The sequence below is a fragment of the Proteus terrae subsp. cibarius genome (assembly GCF_011045835.1).
Lineage (GTDB): Bacteria > Pseudomonadota > Gammaproteobacteria > Enterobacterales > Enterobacteriaceae > Proteus > Proteus cibarius.
Genome location: NZ_CP047349.1, coordinates 3,069,741 through 3,088,179, shown reverse-complemented (window position 1 = coordinate 3,088,179; position 18,439 = coordinate 3,069,741). Strand labels below are relative to the sequence as shown.

Below are 18,439 nucleotides of genomic sequence, written 5' to 3'. Positions count from 1 at the left end.
CTCTATTTTACTTAATACAATGTTTATACTACTGTTTTTTAATATTAGTTTTGTCGCTATTATAGGGTATAGTCAATCATTAAAAGCTGACTTTCAGCGGTTAATTCAAATTCAGCAGGCAGGGCAGGAGCTTTTTGTTTTATTTGAACAAATGTCTGAAATATCACCTGACTATTTTGCTTCTAATCGAAAAATAATGACACGCTCTCTTTTACAGTCTGAAGGTTGTCAGCAAATAGAAGGTTATGTTGCCAATCATGCATTACCCACACTAAAGCTGTATTACTGGTCATGCTATTAATAAAATGAGGATCTGATGTTTCATATATATCACTCAAATCAATTGTCATTACTAAAGTCACTTATGGTGCACTTTATGCAGACCAGACCACTATCCTCTCCTTTTGAACAAGAAGTGATCCTTGTACAAAGCCCCGGAATGTCTCAGTGGTTACAAATCCAGCTTGCCGAAAGCTTGGGTATTGCTGCTAATATCCGTTACCCATTACCAGCAACCTTTATTTGGGAAATGTTTACTCGGGTATTATCAGGTATACCTAAAGAAAGTGCTTTTTCTAAAGATGCCATGACATGGAAATTAATGGCCTTACTTCCTGAATTTTTATCTTATGAAGAATTTAAACCCTTACTGCATTACCTTGATGATGATGAAGATAAACGTAAACTTCATCAGTTAGCTGGGCGTGTGGCTGACTTATTTGACCAATATTTGGTTTATCGTTCGGATTGGCTAATGTCATGGGAAAATGATGAATTAATAGAAGGATTGAGCGAAAACCAACGTTGGCAAAAAATATTGTGGGTAGCATTACAGCAATACACAAAAGATCTTAATCAGCCTCAATGGCATCGTTCTAATCTTTATCAACAATTTATCTCTACATTAAATAATGCAGATGAAGGAGAGCTTCAGCACTGTTTTCCGCCTCGTATTTTTATTTGTGGAATTTCAGCATTGCCTCAAGTTTATTTACAGGCATTACAAGCGATAGGACGTCATACCGAGATCTATTTACTTTTTACCAACCCTTGTCGCTACTATTGGGGAGATATCCAAGATCCTAAATTTCTTGCTCGCCTTAATAGTAGAAAACCACGTCATTATCAGCAATTACATGAATTGCCTTGGTTTAAAGATGAAAAAAATGCCTCTTCGTTATTTAATGATGAAGGCGAGCAAAATATCGGTAATCCTCTATTAGCATCATGGGGAAAATTAGGTAAAGATAATCTTTATTTTCTTTCTGAACTTGAATATACCGATGTATTGGATGCGTTTGTTGAGATCCCAAGGGATAATTTACTTCATCACTTGCAAGCGGATATCCTTGATTTAGAAGATTTTTCGCAATTGGGTACAACACTTGCAACTTATGAATGTAGTGACGATAAACGTGTGATTTCGCCAGATGATTATTCACTGACTTTTCATGCTAGCCATAGTCCACAGCGCGAAGTGGAAGTGTTACAAGATCAATTACTGCATTTGTTAGAGCAAGATCCTGAATTACGACCGCGTGATATTATTGTAATGGTCGCGGATATTGATAGTTATACACCTTATATTCAAGCTGTATTTGGTAATGCGCCTTCAGAACGTTATCTTCCTTTTGCTATTTCAGATAGAAAAGCACGTCAAGCACACCCTGTATTACAAGCCTTTATTACGCTATTAGAACTTCCTCAAAGTCGTTTTACAGCAGAGCAAGTGTTAGCCTTACTTGAAGTACCTGCGTTAGCTGGGCATTTTTCTATTTTTGAAAGTGAATTAAAACTGCTACGCCGATGGGTGGATGAGTCAGGTATACGCTGGGGATTAGATGATGAGAATGTGGCTTCATTTTTATTACCCATTACGGGTAAAAATACGTGGGAGTTTGGCTTACTGCGCATGTTGCTTGGCTACGCGATGGAAAGTGAAAATGGTCCTTGGAAAGGCGTTCTTCCTTATGATGAATCCAGTGGGTTAGTCGCCGAACTTGCAGGGCATCTCGCCGATTTTCTTTATACATTAAGTGATTGGCGTACACGTTTGAATGAAACTCGTTCATTAGAAGCATGGCTAGAAGTTGGGCAACAATTAGTTGATGCCTTTTTTGAGTCTGATGAAGAAACGGAATTAGTGTTAGCGCTTATTATCCAACAATGGCAAAAAGTGATTGAAAACGGATTGAAAGCGCAATATCAAAATGAAATTCCGCTAGTGCTTATTCGTGATGAATTAACAGTACGGTTTGATGATGAAAAAATCAGTCAACGCTTTTTAGCAGGTAGTATTAACTTCTGTACATTAATGCCTATGCGCTCCATTCCCTTTAAAGCGGTGTGTTTATTAGGCATGAACGATGGTATTTATCCTCGTAATATTCAGCCGTTAGGGTTTGATTTAATGGCGGAAAAACGCCGTCGCGGTGATAGAAAACGTCGTGATGATGACCGTTATTTATTCCTTGAAGCGCTTAGCTCAGCTGAAAAATACCTTTATATCAGTTATATCGGAAAATCGATTCGTGACGATCGAGAATGTAATCCATCAGTCTTAATCAAAGAATTACAAGATTATATTGGGCAAAATTTCCGTTTACCAGAGGATGGTGAACTCAATGTTGATGACAGTGCGATTCGTGTGAACCAGCATTTATTAACACAACATAGCCGCGTTCCTTTTGCTCAAGAAAATTTCAGTATAGGCGCTTCCTTTCGTTCTTATGCCTCTGAATGGCTACCTGCTGCGAGTGGACAAGGGGAGGTTCATCAAAGTTTTATCGAACCACTTAATGATGATGACACAATAGATAAAGTCTCTGTTGATGCACTGGCACGTTTTTATCGTCATCCTATTCGTGCTTTTTTCCAACAAAGATTAAAAACAAATTTCGTTATTGAAGAAACAGAATTACCTGAAGAAGAGCCATTTGTGATCAATGCGCTTCAACGTTATCTATTGAATCAATGGTTATTAAAAGCATTGATTGATCAAACCTCAACAGAAGCACTGTTTGAGCGTATTAAAGCAGCAGGACAACTTCCTGCGAGCGCATTTGGTCAAATCTATTGGGAGCAACAAATAGAAGAATTACTTCCTTTAGCTGAAAAGATAAGAAGTGAACGATTAGCCACACATTCTGTCACATTAGAGCAAAGCTTTAGTGCAATACCATTGATTGGTCGTTTAAATGAGGTACAAGCTGATGGTTTATTACGTTGGCGGCCTGCCAGCTTAACAGCTAATGACTTATTGCAACTTTGGATTGAGCACCTAGTTTATTGCTTGAAAGAGGGTACTGGCGAAAGTCGGTTTTACGGTAGAAAAGATACTCAATGGTGTTTATTACCGGTTGAACCAGAGTTTGCCTATGCAACATTAGACAAGTTAATCAGTGACTATAAACAAGGGTTAAACAGCCCATTAGCGTTATTTGCGAAAAGTGGCTGGGCTTGGTTACAAGCTTGCTATGATAAAAAATCACAAGAGTTTTTACTTGATGATGAAGAGACACTTGAAAAAGCAGAATTAGTGCTGATGCAACATTTAACGGATAGCTATAATCGAGATGGTGAAATGAGTGACATGTATGTTCAGCGTGCTTTTTCTCAATTAGACGAACTTTTTTTACAAACGGTCAAACAGACGGCATTAACAATATTTAAACCAATAATTCCATTTCTGAAAAAATAAGGGAGTTCATATCAGATGAGAAAATACTTCTCGCAACTATGGATCATGTTGCTATTGATGCTAGTGAGTATCAACAGCTTTGCTGCTGATCCTCTCTGGCAAGTATTGCCTGATAGCATTGAAAAAAGTGAGAGCGATCCACGGCAATATCAAGCGATTAAACTACCTAATGAAATGACTGTATTACTGGTTTCTGATGAAAAAGCAGTTAAATCATTAACGGCTGTTGCATTACCTGTCGGAGCATTAGAAGATCCAGATAGTCAGCAAGGTCTTGCGCACTATTTAGAGCATATGGTGCTAATGGGATCGGTGAAATATCCTCAATCAGGCGGTATGTCTGAATTCTTACAAAAGAATGGAGGTTCTCATAATGCGAGCACAACAACTTACCGTACTGCATTCTATTTAGAAGTAGAAAATAGTGCCATTAATGAGGCGGTTGATCGCCTTGCTGATGCTTTAGCTGAACCTTTACTTGATCCTAAAAATGCAGATCGTGAACGTAATGCAGTTAATGCTGAATTAACAATGGCGCGGGCACGCGATGGCATGCGTTTTTGGCAAGTCAGAGCAGAAACTTTAAACCCAGCGCATCCAAGTTCTCGTTTTATGGGGGGGAATCTAGAGACATTAAGTGATAAACCAAATAGTAAGCTTCAAGATGAATTGATTAAATTCTATCAAACACACTATTCTGGCAATTTAATGAATGGTGTTATTTATAGTAATAAATCGCTTGATGAATTATCTAAATTAGCCGCAGAGACTTTTGCTCGGATCCCGAATAAAAAGGCTGACGTACCTGTCACGACAGTACCTGCAATGACGGATAAAGAAAAAGGGTTAATGATCCATCTTGTACCTGCTTTACCGCAAAAAACCTTACAGATTGAATTTGGTATTGATAATAATGTCGCCGATTTTCGTAGTAAATCTGATGAATATATTGGCTATTTAATCGGTAATCGTAGCGCGGGAACATTGGCAACGTGGTTACAAGATCAAGGTTTAGCTGAAAGTATAAGTGCCTTTTCAGAGCCTTATATCGATCGTAACCAAGGCTCATTTACGATTTATGTCGCATTGACAGATAAAGGATTAGCGCAAAAAGACAAAGTGATTTCCGCTATCTTTTCGTATATTCGTTTAATTCAAACAGAAGGTATCAGTCGACGTTACTTTGATGAAATTGCAAATGTATTAAATCTCTCATTCCGTTATGGCTCTATTGTAAGAGATATGAATTACATAGAAGGTATTTCGGATATGATGCTGCGCTATCCAATCAAAAATATCTTAGATGCAGACTATATTGCTGATAATTATAAACCTTCAGCGATCCTTTCTCGTCTTGACTCTCTTACACCAGAGAAGGCTCGTATTTGGGTGATAAGTCCTAATGAACCTTCTAACAAACAAGCCTATTTTGTTAATGCACCTTATCAGGTGGATAAAATCACGGATAAGCAATTAAAAACATGGCAAACATTATCGGATGACATTTCATTATCACTGCCAGCACTTAACCCTTACATCCCTGATAACCTTTCACTGATTGATGCAGACAGCAAAATCATCAAACCACAATTGTTGTGGCAAGATAAAAGCGCTCGTTTATTTTATATGCCATCACACTATTTTTCTGATGAGCCTAAAGCCAGTGTGACATTGAGTTTAGTGAATAAGAAATCAGACATTACCGTTAAGCAGCAAGTGATACAAACCTTAACTGACTATCTTGCTGGTCTAGCATTAAGTGAATTATCTTATCAAGCTTCTGTTGCCGGAATGAATATCTCATCCTCATCAGGACAAGGTATTGATTTTTCAATAAATGGATATACACAACATTTACCCGAATTAGTTAATGCAACACTAAAAAGCTATATGAGCTTTGAATCAACTCAAGAAGAGCTAGATCAGGCTAAATCTTGGTATCGTGAACAACTTGAAGTGACTCATAACTTAAAAGCATTTGAAGCAGCTATGCTGCCGGCTCGCCGATTAAATACGATCCCGTACTATGAAGAAGCTGATAAAATCAAAGCATTAGAGTCAATTACACTACAAGATATTATTGATAATCGCCATGAAGTCATTAAAAATGCAGCACTTCAAGCACTGATTATTGGTAACTTAACGCCAGAGCAAAGCCGTGATATTGCTAAATCTGCACACGAATTATTAGGTAATCAGGGCACAGAATATTGGATTGGTGAAACATTAGTATTCAATAAATTAAATGCGGTTGAATTCCAAAATAAATCGAAGAGCACCGATAACGCGTTAGGTGAGCTTTATATTCCAACAGGTTATAGTCGCCTTGAAGGTCAGGCCATTTCTTCAGTACTAGCCTCAGTTATCAAACCTTGGTTCTATGATCAATTAAGAACAGAAGAGCAACTAGGTTACGCTGTATTTGCTTACCAAGGCACTATGGGCGAGCAATCAGGTATCGGCTTTTTACTACAAAGTAATGCAAAACCACCTGTCTACTTGAATGAGCGCTATAACGCATTTTATCAGCAAGCTTACGAACGTTTGAAAAAAATGAACGAAGCTGATTTTAATCAGTATAAACAAGCTATTATTACCGAAGTTAAACAGCCACCTCAAACATTCTATGAAGAAGTTTCTCTTTATCGAAATGACTTCCATCGTAATAACTTAAAATATGATGGCCGTGAAAAATTCTTAGCTGAACTTAATAAGGTTACATTAAAACAAGCTATTGAGTTTTATGAGAAAGCAATTATAAAACCTAATGGATTTATTTTTGTTTCTCAAGTTATTGGTAAAGATGGCACAGATGCTGATTATGCAGAAAATAAGCAATGGAAACGTTACACCACAGTAAGTGAATTACAAAAAACTTTACCTGTTGAGGAAATTAAAGAGTGAGTGAAGTGATACAGGCACAGCCATTAAACCCGTATACGCTTCCTCTGTACCAAAGACGCCTCATTGAGGCGTCTGCAGGAACAGGAAAAACTTATACAATAGGGTTGTTGTATTTACGGTTGCTTCTTGGATTAGGCGGAGAGTCAGCATTCTACCGTCCTCTCAGTGTTGAAGAGATTTTAGTTGTGACATTTACGGATGCGGCGACAGATGAATTACGAGCACGTATTCGTAAAAATATCCATGAACTAAGACTTGCCTGTATCCGTCATGATGTTGAAAGTAGTGAAAATACGTACCTAGAGTTACTCAAACAAATCCCTAATAAAGAGCTTGCTGCACAGTGGTTGCTAGAAGCCGAACGCCAAATGGATGAAGCGGCTATTTACACTATTCATGGCTTTTGTCAGCGTATGTTGGCGAACAATGCATTTGAATCAGGAGTCTTGTTTGAACAAGTCTTGATCCAAGATGAATATGAGCTCAAAAAACGGGTATGTGCTGACTTCTGGCGTCGTCATTGTTATCCACTTTCTTATGATGTTGCTAATGCAGTAAGCCAGATTTGGTCTGGCCCGGAACAACTGCTTTATGAAATACAGCCTTATTTACAAGGTGAAATGCCAGAAATCGAAGGTGTGGCATTAGATAGCGAAAATGAATCAGTAAAAGAGCGTCATCAAGCGGTTATCGAAGCAATTAATAACGTTAAAACTCGTTGGAATGAACATCATCATGAAGTTGAAGCATGGATAACCGCTTCAGGTGTTGATAAACGTAGTTACAGTAGTCGTTTCTTACCTAAATGGATTGAAGAAATCACTTTGTGGGCGTCAACACTAGAAACGAAAAGCTATCAATTACCTGATTGTTTAGTTCGTTTTTCTCAAGAAACATTGAATGAGAAGGCCACTAAAGGCCCAGCACCAGAGCATATTCTTTTTGTTGAAATTGAACGATTAACAAAGCAGAGCCTAACTTTGCGTGATGTTATTTTGGTCAACGCGATCCCTGAAATACGCCAAGGTATTGAAAATGAGAAAATGCGTCGTGGCGAAATGGGGTTCGATGATTTATTAACACGTTTAGATAGAGCATTGAAACGTGAAGGTGGTGAAGCTTTAGCGCAAGCCATTCGTGAACGCTATCCAGTTGCAATGATTGATGAATTCCAAGATACAGATCCACAACAATATCGTATTTTTGATGCTATTTATGGTGAGCATGAAAACAGCGGTTTGTTGTTTATCGGTGATCCCAAACAGGCAATTTATGCTTTTCGTGGTGCGGATATTTTTACTTATATTCAAGCTAGAAAGCAGACATCTCATCACTACACATTAAACACTAACTGGCGCTCTGCACCGGGTATGGTGAATGCTGTTAACAAGCTTTTTATACGTTCCAATGCCCCATTTTTATTTGAGCATATTCCCTTTATAGAAGTAAATTCAGCTGAAAAAAATCAAGATATGGCGTTTATTTACCATGATAAACCGATCCCTCCTTTTAATTTTTGGCTTGCTGAAGGTGAAAGTGTTTCTACGGGAAATTACGAGCAAATCATGGCGGCACAATGTGCTGCACAAATTCGTGATTGGTTATCAGCAGGGGATCAGCAACAAGCTTGGCTGATTGAACAAGGTACAAAAAAATCGGTTACATCTGCTGATATTATGGTGTTAGTGCGTAGTCGTCGAGAAGCAGTACTTATTCGTGACGCACTGAATTTGCTTTCAATACAATCGGTGTTTTTATCCAATCGTGAAAGTGTATTTGAAACCAATGAAGCTAAAGATCTACTTTGGTTATTACAAGCAGTTGTAACACCAGAGAAAGAACGTGTATTAAGGGCATCTTTAGCCAGCCGATTGTTTGGTTTTAGCGCAAAGCAAATTGATGATCTGAATTGCAGTGAGGCGCGCTGGAATAGCTACGTAGAGAAATTTGCTGATTATTATGTACTATGGCAAAAGCGTGGCGTTTTACCCATGTTGCGTAAGATCATGATGGATAATCAAATTGCAGAAAATTTACTTGTAAGTATTGATGGTGAGCGTCGGCTTACAGATATCATGCATATTGGTGAATTATTACAAGAAACATCATTACAACTTGATAGTGAACACGCCCTTATTCGTTGGTTAGCACAACAAATTTCTCATCCCGATGCGCAGTCTGAAAGCCAACAAATGCGTTTGGAAAGTGACCGAAATCTTGTGCGAATTTGTACTATCCATAAATCTAAAGGCCTTGAATATCCTATCGTTTGCTTACCTTTTGCATGTAATTATCAAGAGCAGAAAGGGGCGCTTTATCATGATAGAGAGAAATTTTACGCAAAATTAGATATTTTTAGCCGACCTGAAAGTTTGCGCTTAGCGGATGAAGAGCGCTTAGCTGAAGATTTACGCTTACTTTATGTAGCATTAACACGATCAAAATTCTGCTGTTATGTTGGTGTTGCTCCTCTTGTTAAGGGGACAAAACGTAAGTCAGGGCTTACCGATCTGCATAAAAATGCTTTAGGGTATTTATTACAGCAAGGCGAAGAAGGTAATAGTGAATTATTGCATCAATCAATCCATGCTTTATTAGATGATAATATCAGTGTAACAACGCTTGATAATATGTCTGCACATCGTTATCAGCCCCAATTAATGGCTGAAACAAAACTTGAGGCCGCAATATTTAAACGCCAGATCCATGATAACTGGCGTATAACGAGTTATTCAGGATTAACCTATCAACATTCAAATCGTAGTTATCATTTTGACTTAGGTGATATTGAGGCCTTGGTACAATCTATCGCACCGGGGCTTGATACGGATGCTAAAGGTGAGAAGCAACAAGGAGAGGTTGATGAAAATTCGATTCATCATTTCCCTCGTGGTGCAGTAGCAGGAACGTTCTTACACAGTTTGCTGGAAGTATTAGATTTTTCACAGCCTATTGATGAACTGTGGATGCAAGGACAATTGACTGCCCAAGGTTTTGATGAAAAGTGGGCTCCTCTTTTAGTTTCATGGATGGAAACTCTGTTTCATACACCTCTTAATACCCAAGGATTGTGTCTCGCTGATATCCCAAAATCACAACAACTTGATGAATTACAATTCTATTTACCTATTGAGAAAGAGGTATCATCAGCCCAATTGACTCAATTAATTAGCCAGTTTGATCCTCTATCAAAACGTTGCCCAGCTTTGCAATTTCAACAAGTAGAAGGAATGCTTAAAGGCTTTATTGACTTAGTCTTTTCTTGGGAGGGTAAATATTATGTTGTGGATTATAAATCGAACTGGCTAGGTGAATCGAGTGAGGATTACACACAAGAAGCGATGATGAATGCAATGATGGATCATCGCTACGACTTGCAATATCAACTCTATACCTTAGCGTTACATCGTTTTTTACAACAGCGCATCCCTGATTATGATTACCAAAGCCACTTTGGTGGGATTTATTACCTCTTCTTACGTGGTATAGACAAAGCACATCCCGGAAATGGAGTTTATGCCTATTTACCCGATGAAGCTTTTGTTTTGGCACTAGATTCACTATTTGCAGGTAAAAGTAGCAAACTCGATGTAGTCAGTGAGAAATAAAAATGATCAAACTATTAGAACAAGCGATTACACAAAACTTATTACGGCCTTTAGATCTTCGATTTGCACAAATGCTGGTGGAAGATGAAAACCCTATTTTACTGTTTGTATTTGCTTATTTGAGTGCTCAAACTGGAGCGGGTCATGTTTGTTTACCATTGAGTATTATTCAAAAAGATCAACTGTTTGATGGTAGGCAAAAGGAGTTTGCACAAGAAGTTTGGCAAAAAATGGGTAAGCCTTCTGCTAAAAAAATAGTAGAAGAATTGACTCATTGTCATTGTGTTCATCAAAGTAGCGATGATTCTCCTTCCCCCATTATTTTAGATAATGAACTTCTTTATTTACAAAGAATGTGGAGCTATGAAGAGAAAGTTGCTCAGTTTTTTAGGCAAGAGCATGCCATTGTTGATATTGATGAGAATGAATTAATTAAAGTACTCACCCAACTTTTTCCAACAACGAAAAAAAGCCAAGAAACAAATTGGCAAAAAGTGGCCGCGAGTGTTGCTATCACAAGCCCTATCTCTATTATTTCTGGAGGTCCAGGAACGGGGAAAACCACAACAGTAGCTAAAATTTTAGCAGCTTTTGTGATGCTCACATCGAATGAAAAGCCGATTATTCAATTAGCGGCTCCTACAGGTAAAGCCGCCGCGAGATTAACTGAATCTTTAGGTAACGCGCTGGCACAACTTAATTTAAGCGAAGAAGAAAATAAATGGATGCCAAAGCAGGCACAAACTATTCATCGTTTATTAGGCGCTCAACCTGAAAGCCAGCAAGTGCGTTATCATAAAGATAATCCATTGCAGCTTGATATTTTAGTGGTTGATGAAGCATCAATGGTTGATTTACCTATGATGGCGCGATTGATTGATGCACTTCCACCAAAATGTCACGTTATTTTCTTAGGTGATAAAGACCAACTTGCTTCTGTTGAAGCGGGCGCTGTATTAGGTGATATTTGCCGTTTTTCTGAAGATGGTTTTAGTCAAAAGAGATTTGATCAGATTAACCACTTAACCCAAGGTGAGTTGGCTAAATCTACCGATATCATTCCTGTCTCTCAAACACCAGTTTCTGTCGTTAGTGATTCTCTGTGTCTGCTACGAAAAAGCTACCGCTTTGGTGAGGATTCAGGGATAGGACAACTTGCTTTTGCGGTTAATAAAGGACAGACCAAAACAGCCATTGCGTTGTTGAAAAAAGCAGAGGTTAGCCCACAACAGCTTGAAATGGCATTAGAGCCTCAAGATGTGAGCTTTATTGCTTTAGAATCCAAAGAAAGCTATTTACTAATGATACAAGATGCCGTTAACGCTTATCGAGAGTATCTCACTTTAGTTTCTAAAAAAGCGTCACCTGATATTATTCTTAATGCATTTAACCAATACCGTTTATTGTGCGCGCGAAGGGATGGCCCTTTTGGTGTGAGTGGTTTAAATGACAGAATTGAAATGCTATTGCACCGCCAGCGATTGATCCGCCGTCCTACAAATAGTTATCAAAGTGATTATATTGGACGCCCGATTATGATCCAACGAAATGACAGTACGCTAGGTCTGTTTAATGGTGATATTGGCATTATGCTCAATAATGATGAAGGTGAAATGAAAGCTTTTTTCCAACTACCTGATGGAAAATTGAAAGCAATCCAACCTAGTCGGTTACCACAACATGAAACTGCGTATGTAATGACAGTGCATAAATCACAAGGTTCTGAATTTACTCATACAGCGCTAGTATTGCCCGATAAATTTTCACCTGTTGTTAGTCGTGAATTGTTATATACCGCATTAACACGGGCTAAACAGAAGCTTTCTCTTTATGCCTCGGAGTCGATGGTGAGAATGGCAATACAAACGCGTATTCAGCGTCGAAGTGGATTAATTGATAAATTACGTTATTAGCCATTAGTTAATAATGAAAAATAATAAAAGACAGGCATTGAGAGGGATACCTGTCTTTTTTATATTTGGTAATTACTCTTTATGTAAATCTAAAATCAAAATTTTAGAACGGCGTTGGTAATTATAAAGTGCTTGTTTTTCAATCGGTAGCTTATCTATTTCAGCTGGTTCAAATCCTTTTTCTTGAAACCAGTGTATGCTGCGAGTTGTTAAAACAAACAGCTTTTCTAACCCTAATTGCTTAGCATGAGCTGAAATACGTTGTAGTAAAACTTCACCACGACAAGAGCTGCGATAATCGGGGTGTACTGCGACACAAGCCATTTCACCAATTTTTTCTGATGGATAAGGATAGAGTGCTGCGCATGCAATAGTCATATTATCGCGTTCAATAATGGTGAATTGGTCAATTTCAACTTCCAATTGCTCTCTTGAACGTCTGACTAAAATACCTTGTTGTTCTAATGGGCGAATAAGTTCGAGTATGCCACCAATATCATTAATATTCGCTCTACGAACTTTCTCTGCACTCTCCATGACGATTTGAGTACCAATACCATCACGAGAGAATAATTCTTGAATAAGAGCACCATCAGATTGATAACTTAGTAAGTGGCTGCGCTCTACACCACGACGGCAGGCTTTAACTGCTCCCCGTAAGAATCTTACTGTACCTGAGTGGTAATCACCTTCCGTTTGTAGCTCTCGAATTTTATCTTCGGCTTGGTTAGGTAATAGTTCAGAAACAATGTGTCCTTCTTCATCGACAACACCTTGGAATGAACAAAAACCAATTATTTTTTGTGCTTTAAGCTTTATCGCAAGCTGTGTTGCTACTTCTTCTGAAGTGAGATTAAAGCTTTCACCTGTCACAGATACCGCAACTGGGCCAATTAATACAATGGCATTACTGTCTAATTGGCGATGGATAGCTTCTTCATCGATACGACGGATTTTTCCGCTATGACAATAATCAATACCATCATCAACCCCTAATGGTTGTGCGATAACAAAGTTACCACTAACAACATTAATATGTGCACCTTGTAATGGCGTGTTGCTTAAACTCATTGATAGGCGAGCCGTAATATCGAGTTGCAATGTGCCCGCAGCTTGTTTAACAATTTCCAGGGTTTTGCTATCTGTGATGCGCGTATATTTATGATAAATCGGAGATACCTTTTGCACTTCAAGAGCCGTATCTATTTGTGGACGAGCACCATAAACAACTACTAAACGAATACCTAGGCTGTGTAACAACCCAATATCATTAATGATAGATGGGAAGTTTTCGTGAGCAATGGCTTCGCCACCCAACATAATGACAAACGTCTTGCCTCTATGTGCATTAATATACGGAACCGAGTGGCGGAATCCATCGACCAATTCGGTGCTACGCTCTTTCATAAAACCCTCTCAAGTGAATTTTTATTCGCATTTAATGTATTTTTATTCTTTTTGGGGAGGAATGGCAAGTAAAATCCTATCTTATTGTTTTCCCTGAAGGCAGAATATTCGTGTAAAAGTGAGTAATTGTGCTGTTTTTAAGTGACAGTGAAGAGTGGATTGGGTAAAGTTTTTTGTTCTTAACTTTTTTTATCTCTTTTTAGAGTTTATTGACGTTAATCGTTTTTTTGGAATATTTTCATGAGTCATTCTGAGCACAATCAAACTCGTCGTCGTCTTGTTAAAGGAATTGGCGCGTTATTATTGTTAAGTGTTAGTCCTGTTGGCCTTGCTGCCACAGCATCTATTGTTGCTGTGAGGGTTTGGCCTGCCTCGACTTATACTCGCGTGACTATAGAATCCAGTACGCCGTTGAAATATCGTCAGTTTGCACTATCAAACCCAGAACGTATTGTAGTGGATTTAGAAGGTATCCAACTTAATAGCGTGCTGAAAGGTATCGCTAATCAGGTTCAGACTAGCGATCCGTATTTAAAGCTTATTCGCGTTGGTCAAAATACACCTAAAACAGTACGACTGGTATTTGAAATAAAAACACCTGTACAACCACAAATGTTTACACTTAAACCTGTGGCTGAATTTAAAAACCGTTTGGTGTTAGATTTCTACCCAAGCCACGGCGCTGACACGGAAGAAGATCCTCTTTTAGCGCTATTGCGTGAATATAATGACGGTGATTTACAACAAGCTGTACCGGCACAAACCGACACACGCAAACCAGGCAGAGCAGGGCGAGATAGACCTATTATTATCATGATCGATCCGGGACATGGTGGTGAGGATCCGGGCGCAATTGGTAAATATAAAACACGTGAAAAAGATGTGGTTTTACAAATTGCTCGTCGCTTAAGAACGCTCATTGATAAAGACGCCAAAATGAAGGCGTATATGACACGTAATGAAGATGTGTTTATTCCATTGACAGTACGTGTTGCTAAAGCGAGAAAAATGCAGGCAGATTTATTTGTCTCTATTCATGCTGATGCATTTACAAACCGCTCTGCAAGAGGTTCTTCTGTTTTTGCATTATCAAAAACGGGCGCAACCAGTAACACGGCACGCTATCTCGCTCAAACACAAAATGAGGCTGACTTAATTGGTGGGGTGAGTAAAAGTGGCGATCGCTATGTAGACCATGCAATGCTCGATCTCGTACAAACTGCGACTATTAATGATAGCCTAAAATTTGGTAGTGAAGTGCTGAAGCTATTGGGTGGGATTAATAAACTGCATAAAAATAAAGTCGATCAGGCAGGTTTTGCGGTATTAAAAGCTCCTGAGATCCCTTCTATCTTAGTAGAAACGGCTTTTATCAGTAATATTGAAGAAGAGAAAAAGCTAAAAACTGCTAAATTCCAGCAACAGATCGCAGAGTCTATTTTCAAAGGGATCAAAGCTTATTTTGCTAATGGCGGTGAATTAACGCTAGCTGATCGTAGCTAATTTCTTCCTATACCTTTTTCTTATATTCCAATAGAAAGCCAAGATCATTCGCTTTCTATTGGAGTCTCTTATTGCATTTTCAGCACAATAAATCTATCTAATACAATGCGTTATTGAGATAACAGAAATTTAATGTAATAAATCTATGATTGATACGATTAGGTTTGTGAATTAAGAGAGAAAGTAAAAATAAGAGGAAATCTTGAAGAGAAATTGGTTGCGGGAGCTGGATTTGAACCAACGACCTTCGGGTTATGAGCCCGACGAGCTACCATGCTGCTCCATCCCGCGACTGAATTGTTGTTTATAGAATTGGTTGCGGGAGCTGGATTTGAACCAACGACCTTCGGGTTATGAGCCCGACGAGCTACCATGCTGCTCCATCCCGCGACTGATACTATAACTTACTGCTTTGTGAATTGGTTGCGGGGGCCAGATTTGAACTGACGACCTTCGGGTTATGAGCCCGACGAGCTACCAAGCTGCTCCACCCCGCGTCTCCACAGAGGGGCACTATACTCAGGATCTGCCGAGTTGCAAGTTTTTTATGAAATTTTTACAGTTTTCTTTTAAAAACGGTCAGAAATAACACATCAAGGTGTAAATTTAGGCAGTTATACACGTCCTACTTCAAGGTATTTAGAATATATACTTGATGTTTAAAAGTCATATTGATTGGGTGATAATAGAAAACCTTTAGCAATCGGTATATTCATATCTTTATTGATTTTGCTTTGGTATCTTTCTAAGTCAAAATCAATACTCAAATTTAGTCATTAAGTGGGTCAAAAATGGTTACTTGGCGAAAATCGTTAATTTTAGGTATGTTAGCGCTTGCCTTGACTGGATGTCATCGTCCAACAGAGCAAGGGCAACAGTATAAAGATGGAAAGCTTAAGCAAGATCTTATTGAGGTAAGTTCGCCAAATACACAAGGTACACCTATTAATGGCCCTGATTACTTACAACAAGTAAGTCAGATAAACCAAACATCATCTCGTTTGTATAATAGCAATAAAGAGACTTATCAGGCGGTCGAAAATTGGATACGCTCTGGTGCAGATACACGCCAATTACGTCGATTCAATATTTCTGCATTTCAAATGGAAGGGGTTGATAAGTACGGAAATGTTCAATTTACGGGATATTACACTCCTGTTCTTGAAGCTCGTTTAACGCCACAAGGTGAGTTTCAATATCCTCTTTATAAAATGCCAGCAAACAGTCGTTCAAAATTGCCTTCCCGTGCTGCTATTTATAATGGTGCATTAAGCCAATCTTTAATTGCAGCTTACAGTAACTCGATTATGGATAATTTTATGATGGAAGTTCAGGGAAGCGGCTATGTTGATTTTGGTGATGGTAAACCTTTAACTTTCTTTGGTTATGCAGGGAAAAACGGGCATCCTTACCGTAGTATTGGAAAAGTGCTTATTGATAATGGTGAAGTAGAAAGAAAAGATATGTCTATGCTCGCTATTAGAGATTGGGCTGATAAGCACAATGATGCTGAAGTAAGGAAATTATTAGAAGAAAACCCGTCATTTGTTTTTTTCAAACCAGAGCCTTTTACACCCGTTAGAGGTGCTAGTGCTATCCCACTTGTTGCACTTGCCTCTGTGGCTTCAGATAGAAGTATTATTCCAGCAGGAACGGTGTTACTGGCTGAAATTCCTGTACTTGATAATGCAGGTAATTTTACAGGTGAATATCAAATGCGTTTAATGGTGGCATTAGATGTAGGTGGTGCAATTAAAGGGCACCATTTCGATATTTATCATGGAATTGGTAAAGATGCCGGTCATATGGCAGGTTTTTATAATCATTATGGACGTGTTTGGGTATTAAAAAAATCACAGCTTAACTCATTAAACCCTTCGTTATAAAAACGATTTACTCTTTATCTGTTCGTTATTAACGGTAAAATTATGCAAACGACATGGCTATTGATATTAATAGCCATGATTATTTCTGTTATTTAGGTTGTTATCGCATTATGCAAAATTCATTATCAGATTCATATTTACAACGCTTTTCTGGAATAGGGCGACTCTATGGGCAAAAAGCGTTGTCTTGTTTTGCTCAGGCTCATATCTGTGTCGTGGGTATAGGTGGTGTCGGCAGTTGGGCTGCTGAAGCACTAGCTCGCAGTGGTATTGGTGCTATCACCTTAATTGATATGGATGATGTGTGTGTGACTAACACTAATCGGCAAATACATGCGCTGAAAGAGAGTGTAGGTCAACCAAAATGTGAAGTGATGAAACAGCGTATTTTAGAAATTAACCCAGAATGCAAAGTGACTAGTGTTGATGATTTTGTCACGGTGGATAATGTCGCTGAAATGATGAATAACAACTTTGACTATGTCATCGATGCAATTGATAGTGTAAGACCAAAAGCTGCGTTATTAGCTTATTGTCGTCGTTATAAAATTCCAGTGATCACAACAGGTGGTGCTGGAGGGCAAATCGATCCAACACAAATTCAAGTGGTTGATTTAGCTAAAACAATTCAAGATCCTTTAGCTGCTAAACTAAGAGAGCGTTTGAAATCTGATTTTAATGTCGTAAAAAATAGTAAAGGAAAATTAGGAATAGATTGTGTTTTTTCAACAGAACAACTGGTTTACCCACAAGGTGATGGTACGGTTTGCGCGGCAAAAAGTACGGCAGATGGTGTAAAACGCATGGATTGCTCTGCGGGATTTGGTGCAGTAACGATGGTAACGGCGTCGTTTGGTTTTATTGCGGTATCTCATGCGTTGAAGAAGATGCTAGCGAAAGCTCAACGTACTCATGATACTTCAAGCCACAGCGTTCATTCGCACTAGTCACATACTTATGTATGCTCCTAGCGATTCATTCACTTGTCACCTAGCTGTGACTTGAATTATTTAGAGTATATATTTTTAGTATATATTGAGATTTTGAGTCTCAGCTAAGGTTATGATTGAGAGGTGAGTGATTTTAGCCGTGCGATAATCGCATTCACTCCGTCAGTGCGAGATTGGCTAATGTGATTAGCCAATCCTAATTGACCAAAAATCGCTAACATATCGATATCTGCTATTTCTTGCGCCGTTTTATTTTCAACAGTAGCTAAAATAATAGTCAGTAAGCCTTTTACAATGCGACCATCACTATCACCATAAACATGGTATTTGCCGTTATTATTTAATTCGACACCAAGCCACACTCTATTTTCACAACCTTTGATCTCTTTTTCTGTTATTTTTAATTCATCAGGTAATGCAGGTAATTTACGCGAGAGTTGAATTAATTGACGGTATTTATCTTCCCATGCTTTTGATTTTTGAAAATCTTCAAGCAAGATTGCCAAGGTAATTTCATGACCAAATGGGTGCTGAGTTGCAAGCAGAGGTGTGTTGTTATTCATTTCAA

At 38.5% G+C, this 18,439-nt stretch carries 10 protein-coding genes and 3 tRNA genes; 8 read left to right on the top strand and 5 right to left on the bottom strand.

What is annotated here, in order from left to right:
• The first annotated feature begins 19 nt into the window (after nucleotides 1-19).
• Genes GTH25_RS14230 through recD form a run of 5 tightly spaced genes read left to right on the top strand, consistent with a single transcriptional unit; the run spans nucleotide 20 to nucleotide 12,125 of the window.
• Nucleotides 20-301 (top strand): hypothetical protein, encoded by a 282-nt coding sequence (locus GTH25_RS14230; protein ID WP_223672691.1) that lies wholly within the window; start codon nucleotides 20-22, stop codon nucleotides 299-301.
• Nucleotides 302-316: 15 nt separating this feature from the next.
• Nucleotides 317-3,700: an exodeoxyribonuclease V subunit gamma gene (recC, locus tag GTH25_RS14225; RefSeq protein ID WP_075671752.1), complete on the top strand. Its 3,384-nt coding sequence runs from the start codon at nucleotides 317-319 to the stop codon at nucleotides 3,698-3,700.
• Nucleotides 3,701-3,715: 15 nt separating this feature from the next.
• Nucleotides 3,716-6,604: a pitrilysin gene (ptrA, locus tag GTH25_RS14220; RefSeq protein WP_075671750.1), complete on the top strand. Its 2,889-nt coding sequence runs from the start codon at nucleotides 3,716-3,718 to the stop codon at nucleotides 6,602-6,604.
• On the top strand, nucleotides 6,601-10,212 hold the full coding sequence (recB, locus tag GTH25_RS14215) for an exodeoxyribonuclease V subunit beta (RefSeq protein ID WP_075671748.1): 3,612 nt from the start codon (nucleotides 6,601-6,603) through the stop codon (nucleotides 10,210-10,212). Before ptrA ends, recB begins: the two co-directional genes overlap by 4 nt.
• 2 nt (nucleotides 10,213-10,214) lie before the next feature.
• The gene (recD, locus tag GTH25_RS14210; protein WP_164530684.1) at nucleotides 10,215-12,125 is read left to right on the top strand and encodes an exodeoxyribonuclease V subunit alpha; all 1,911 of its coding nucleotides are present in this window, start codon (nucleotides 10,215-10,217) and stop codon (nucleotides 12,123-12,125) included.
• 72 nt (nucleotides 12,126-12,197) lie between these two features.
• On the opposite strand, the gene argA is transcribed toward recD, so the two are convergent.
• Nucleotides 12,198-13,532, bottom strand: coding sequence for an amino-acid N-acetyltransferase (gene argA / locus GTH25_RS14205; protein WP_075671744.1), 1,335 nt, complete (start codon nucleotides 13,530-13,532; stop codon nucleotides 12,198-12,200).
• A gap of 240 nt (nucleotides 13,533-13,772) precedes the next feature.
• Between argA and amiC the strand changes: the two genes are divergently transcribed.
• Complete coding sequence (gene amiC / locus GTH25_RS14200; RefSeq protein WP_109420104.1) at nucleotides 13,773-15,035, top strand: N-acetylmuramoyl-L-alanine amidase AmiC; 1,263 nt, start codon at nucleotides 13,773-13,775, stop codon at nucleotides 15,033-15,035.
• A gap of 214 nt (nucleotides 15,036-15,249) precedes the next feature.
• Here the strand turns inward: amiC and GTH25_RS14195 are convergent.
• The 3 genes from GTH25_RS14195 to GTH25_RS14185 form a co-directional block, all read right to left on the bottom strand.
• Nucleotides 15,250-15,326, bottom strand: a tRNA-Met gene (locus tag GTH25_RS14195).
• A 22-nt stretch (nucleotides 15,327-15,348) separates the two neighbouring features.
• A tRNA-Met gene (locus GTH25_RS14190) sits at nucleotides 15,349-15,425 on the bottom strand.
• A gap of 30 nt (nucleotides 15,426-15,455) precedes the next feature.
• Nucleotides 15,456-15,532: transfer RNA gene (locus tag GTH25_RS14185), tRNA-Met, on the bottom strand.
• A 294-nt stretch (nucleotides 15,533-15,826) separates the two neighbouring features.
• Here GTH25_RS14185 and mltA point away from each other — a divergent pair.
• Nucleotides 15,827-16,921 carry a murein transglycosylase A gene (gene mltA / locus GTH25_RS14180; RefSeq protein ID WP_075671740.1) on the top strand — a complete coding sequence of 365 codons (1,095 nt, stop codon included), beginning with the start codon at nucleotides 15,827-15,829 and terminating at the stop codon, nucleotides 16,919-16,921.
• A gap of 110 nt (nucleotides 16,922-17,031) precedes the next feature.
• Entirely contained in the window at nucleotides 17,032-17,868 is an 837-nt protein-coding gene (tcdA, locus tag GTH25_RS14175) for a tRNA cyclic N6-threonylcarbamoyladenosine(37) synthase TcdA (RefSeq protein WP_099660241.1), read from the top strand.
• A 113-nt stretch (nucleotides 17,869-17,981) separates the two neighbouring features.
• Here tcdA and csdE read toward each other — a convergent pair whose 3' ends face one another.
• On the bottom strand, nucleotides 17,982-18,434 hold the full coding sequence (gene csdE, locus GTH25_RS14170; protein ID WP_164530683.1) for a cysteine desulfurase sulfur acceptor subunit CsdE: 453 nt from the start codon (nucleotides 18,432-18,434) through the stop codon (nucleotides 17,982-17,984).
• Nucleotides 18,435-18,439: the final 5 nt, after the last annotated feature.

Excerpts from the sequence above, each read along its gene's own strand:
- GTH25_RS14230 (WP_223672691.1), top strand. The coding sequence starts at position 20 with ATGTTTATACTACTGTTTTTTAATATTAGTTTTGTCGCTATTATAGGG.
- recC (WP_075671752.1), top strand. The coding sequence starts at position 317 with ATGTTTCATATATATCACTCAAATCAATTGTCATTACTAAAGTCACTT.
- ptrA (WP_075671750.1), top strand. The coding sequence starts at position 3,716 with ATGAGAAAATACTTCTCGCAACTATGGATCATGTTGCTATTGATGCTA.
- recD (WP_164530684.1), top strand. The coding sequence starts at position 10,215 with ATGATCAAACTATTAGAACAAGCGATTACACAAAACTTATTACGGCCT.
- argA (WP_075671744.1), bottom strand. The coding sequence starts at position 13,532 with ATGAAAGAGCGTAGCACCGAATTGGTCGATGGATTCCGCCACTCGGTT.
- amiC (WP_109420104.1), top strand. The coding sequence starts at position 13,773 with ATGAGTCATTCTGAGCACAATCAAACTCGTCGTCGTCTTGTTAAAGGA.
- mltA (WP_075671740.1), top strand. The coding sequence starts at position 15,827 with ATGGTTACTTGGCGAAAATCGTTAATTTTAGGTATGTTAGCGCTTGCC.
- tcdA (WP_099660241.1), top strand. The coding sequence starts at position 17,032 with ATGCAAAATTCATTATCAGATTCATATTTACAACGCTTTTCTGGAATA.
- csdE (WP_164530683.1), bottom strand. The coding sequence starts at position 18,434 with ATGAATAACAACACACCTCTGCTTGCAACTCAGCACCCATTTGGTCAT.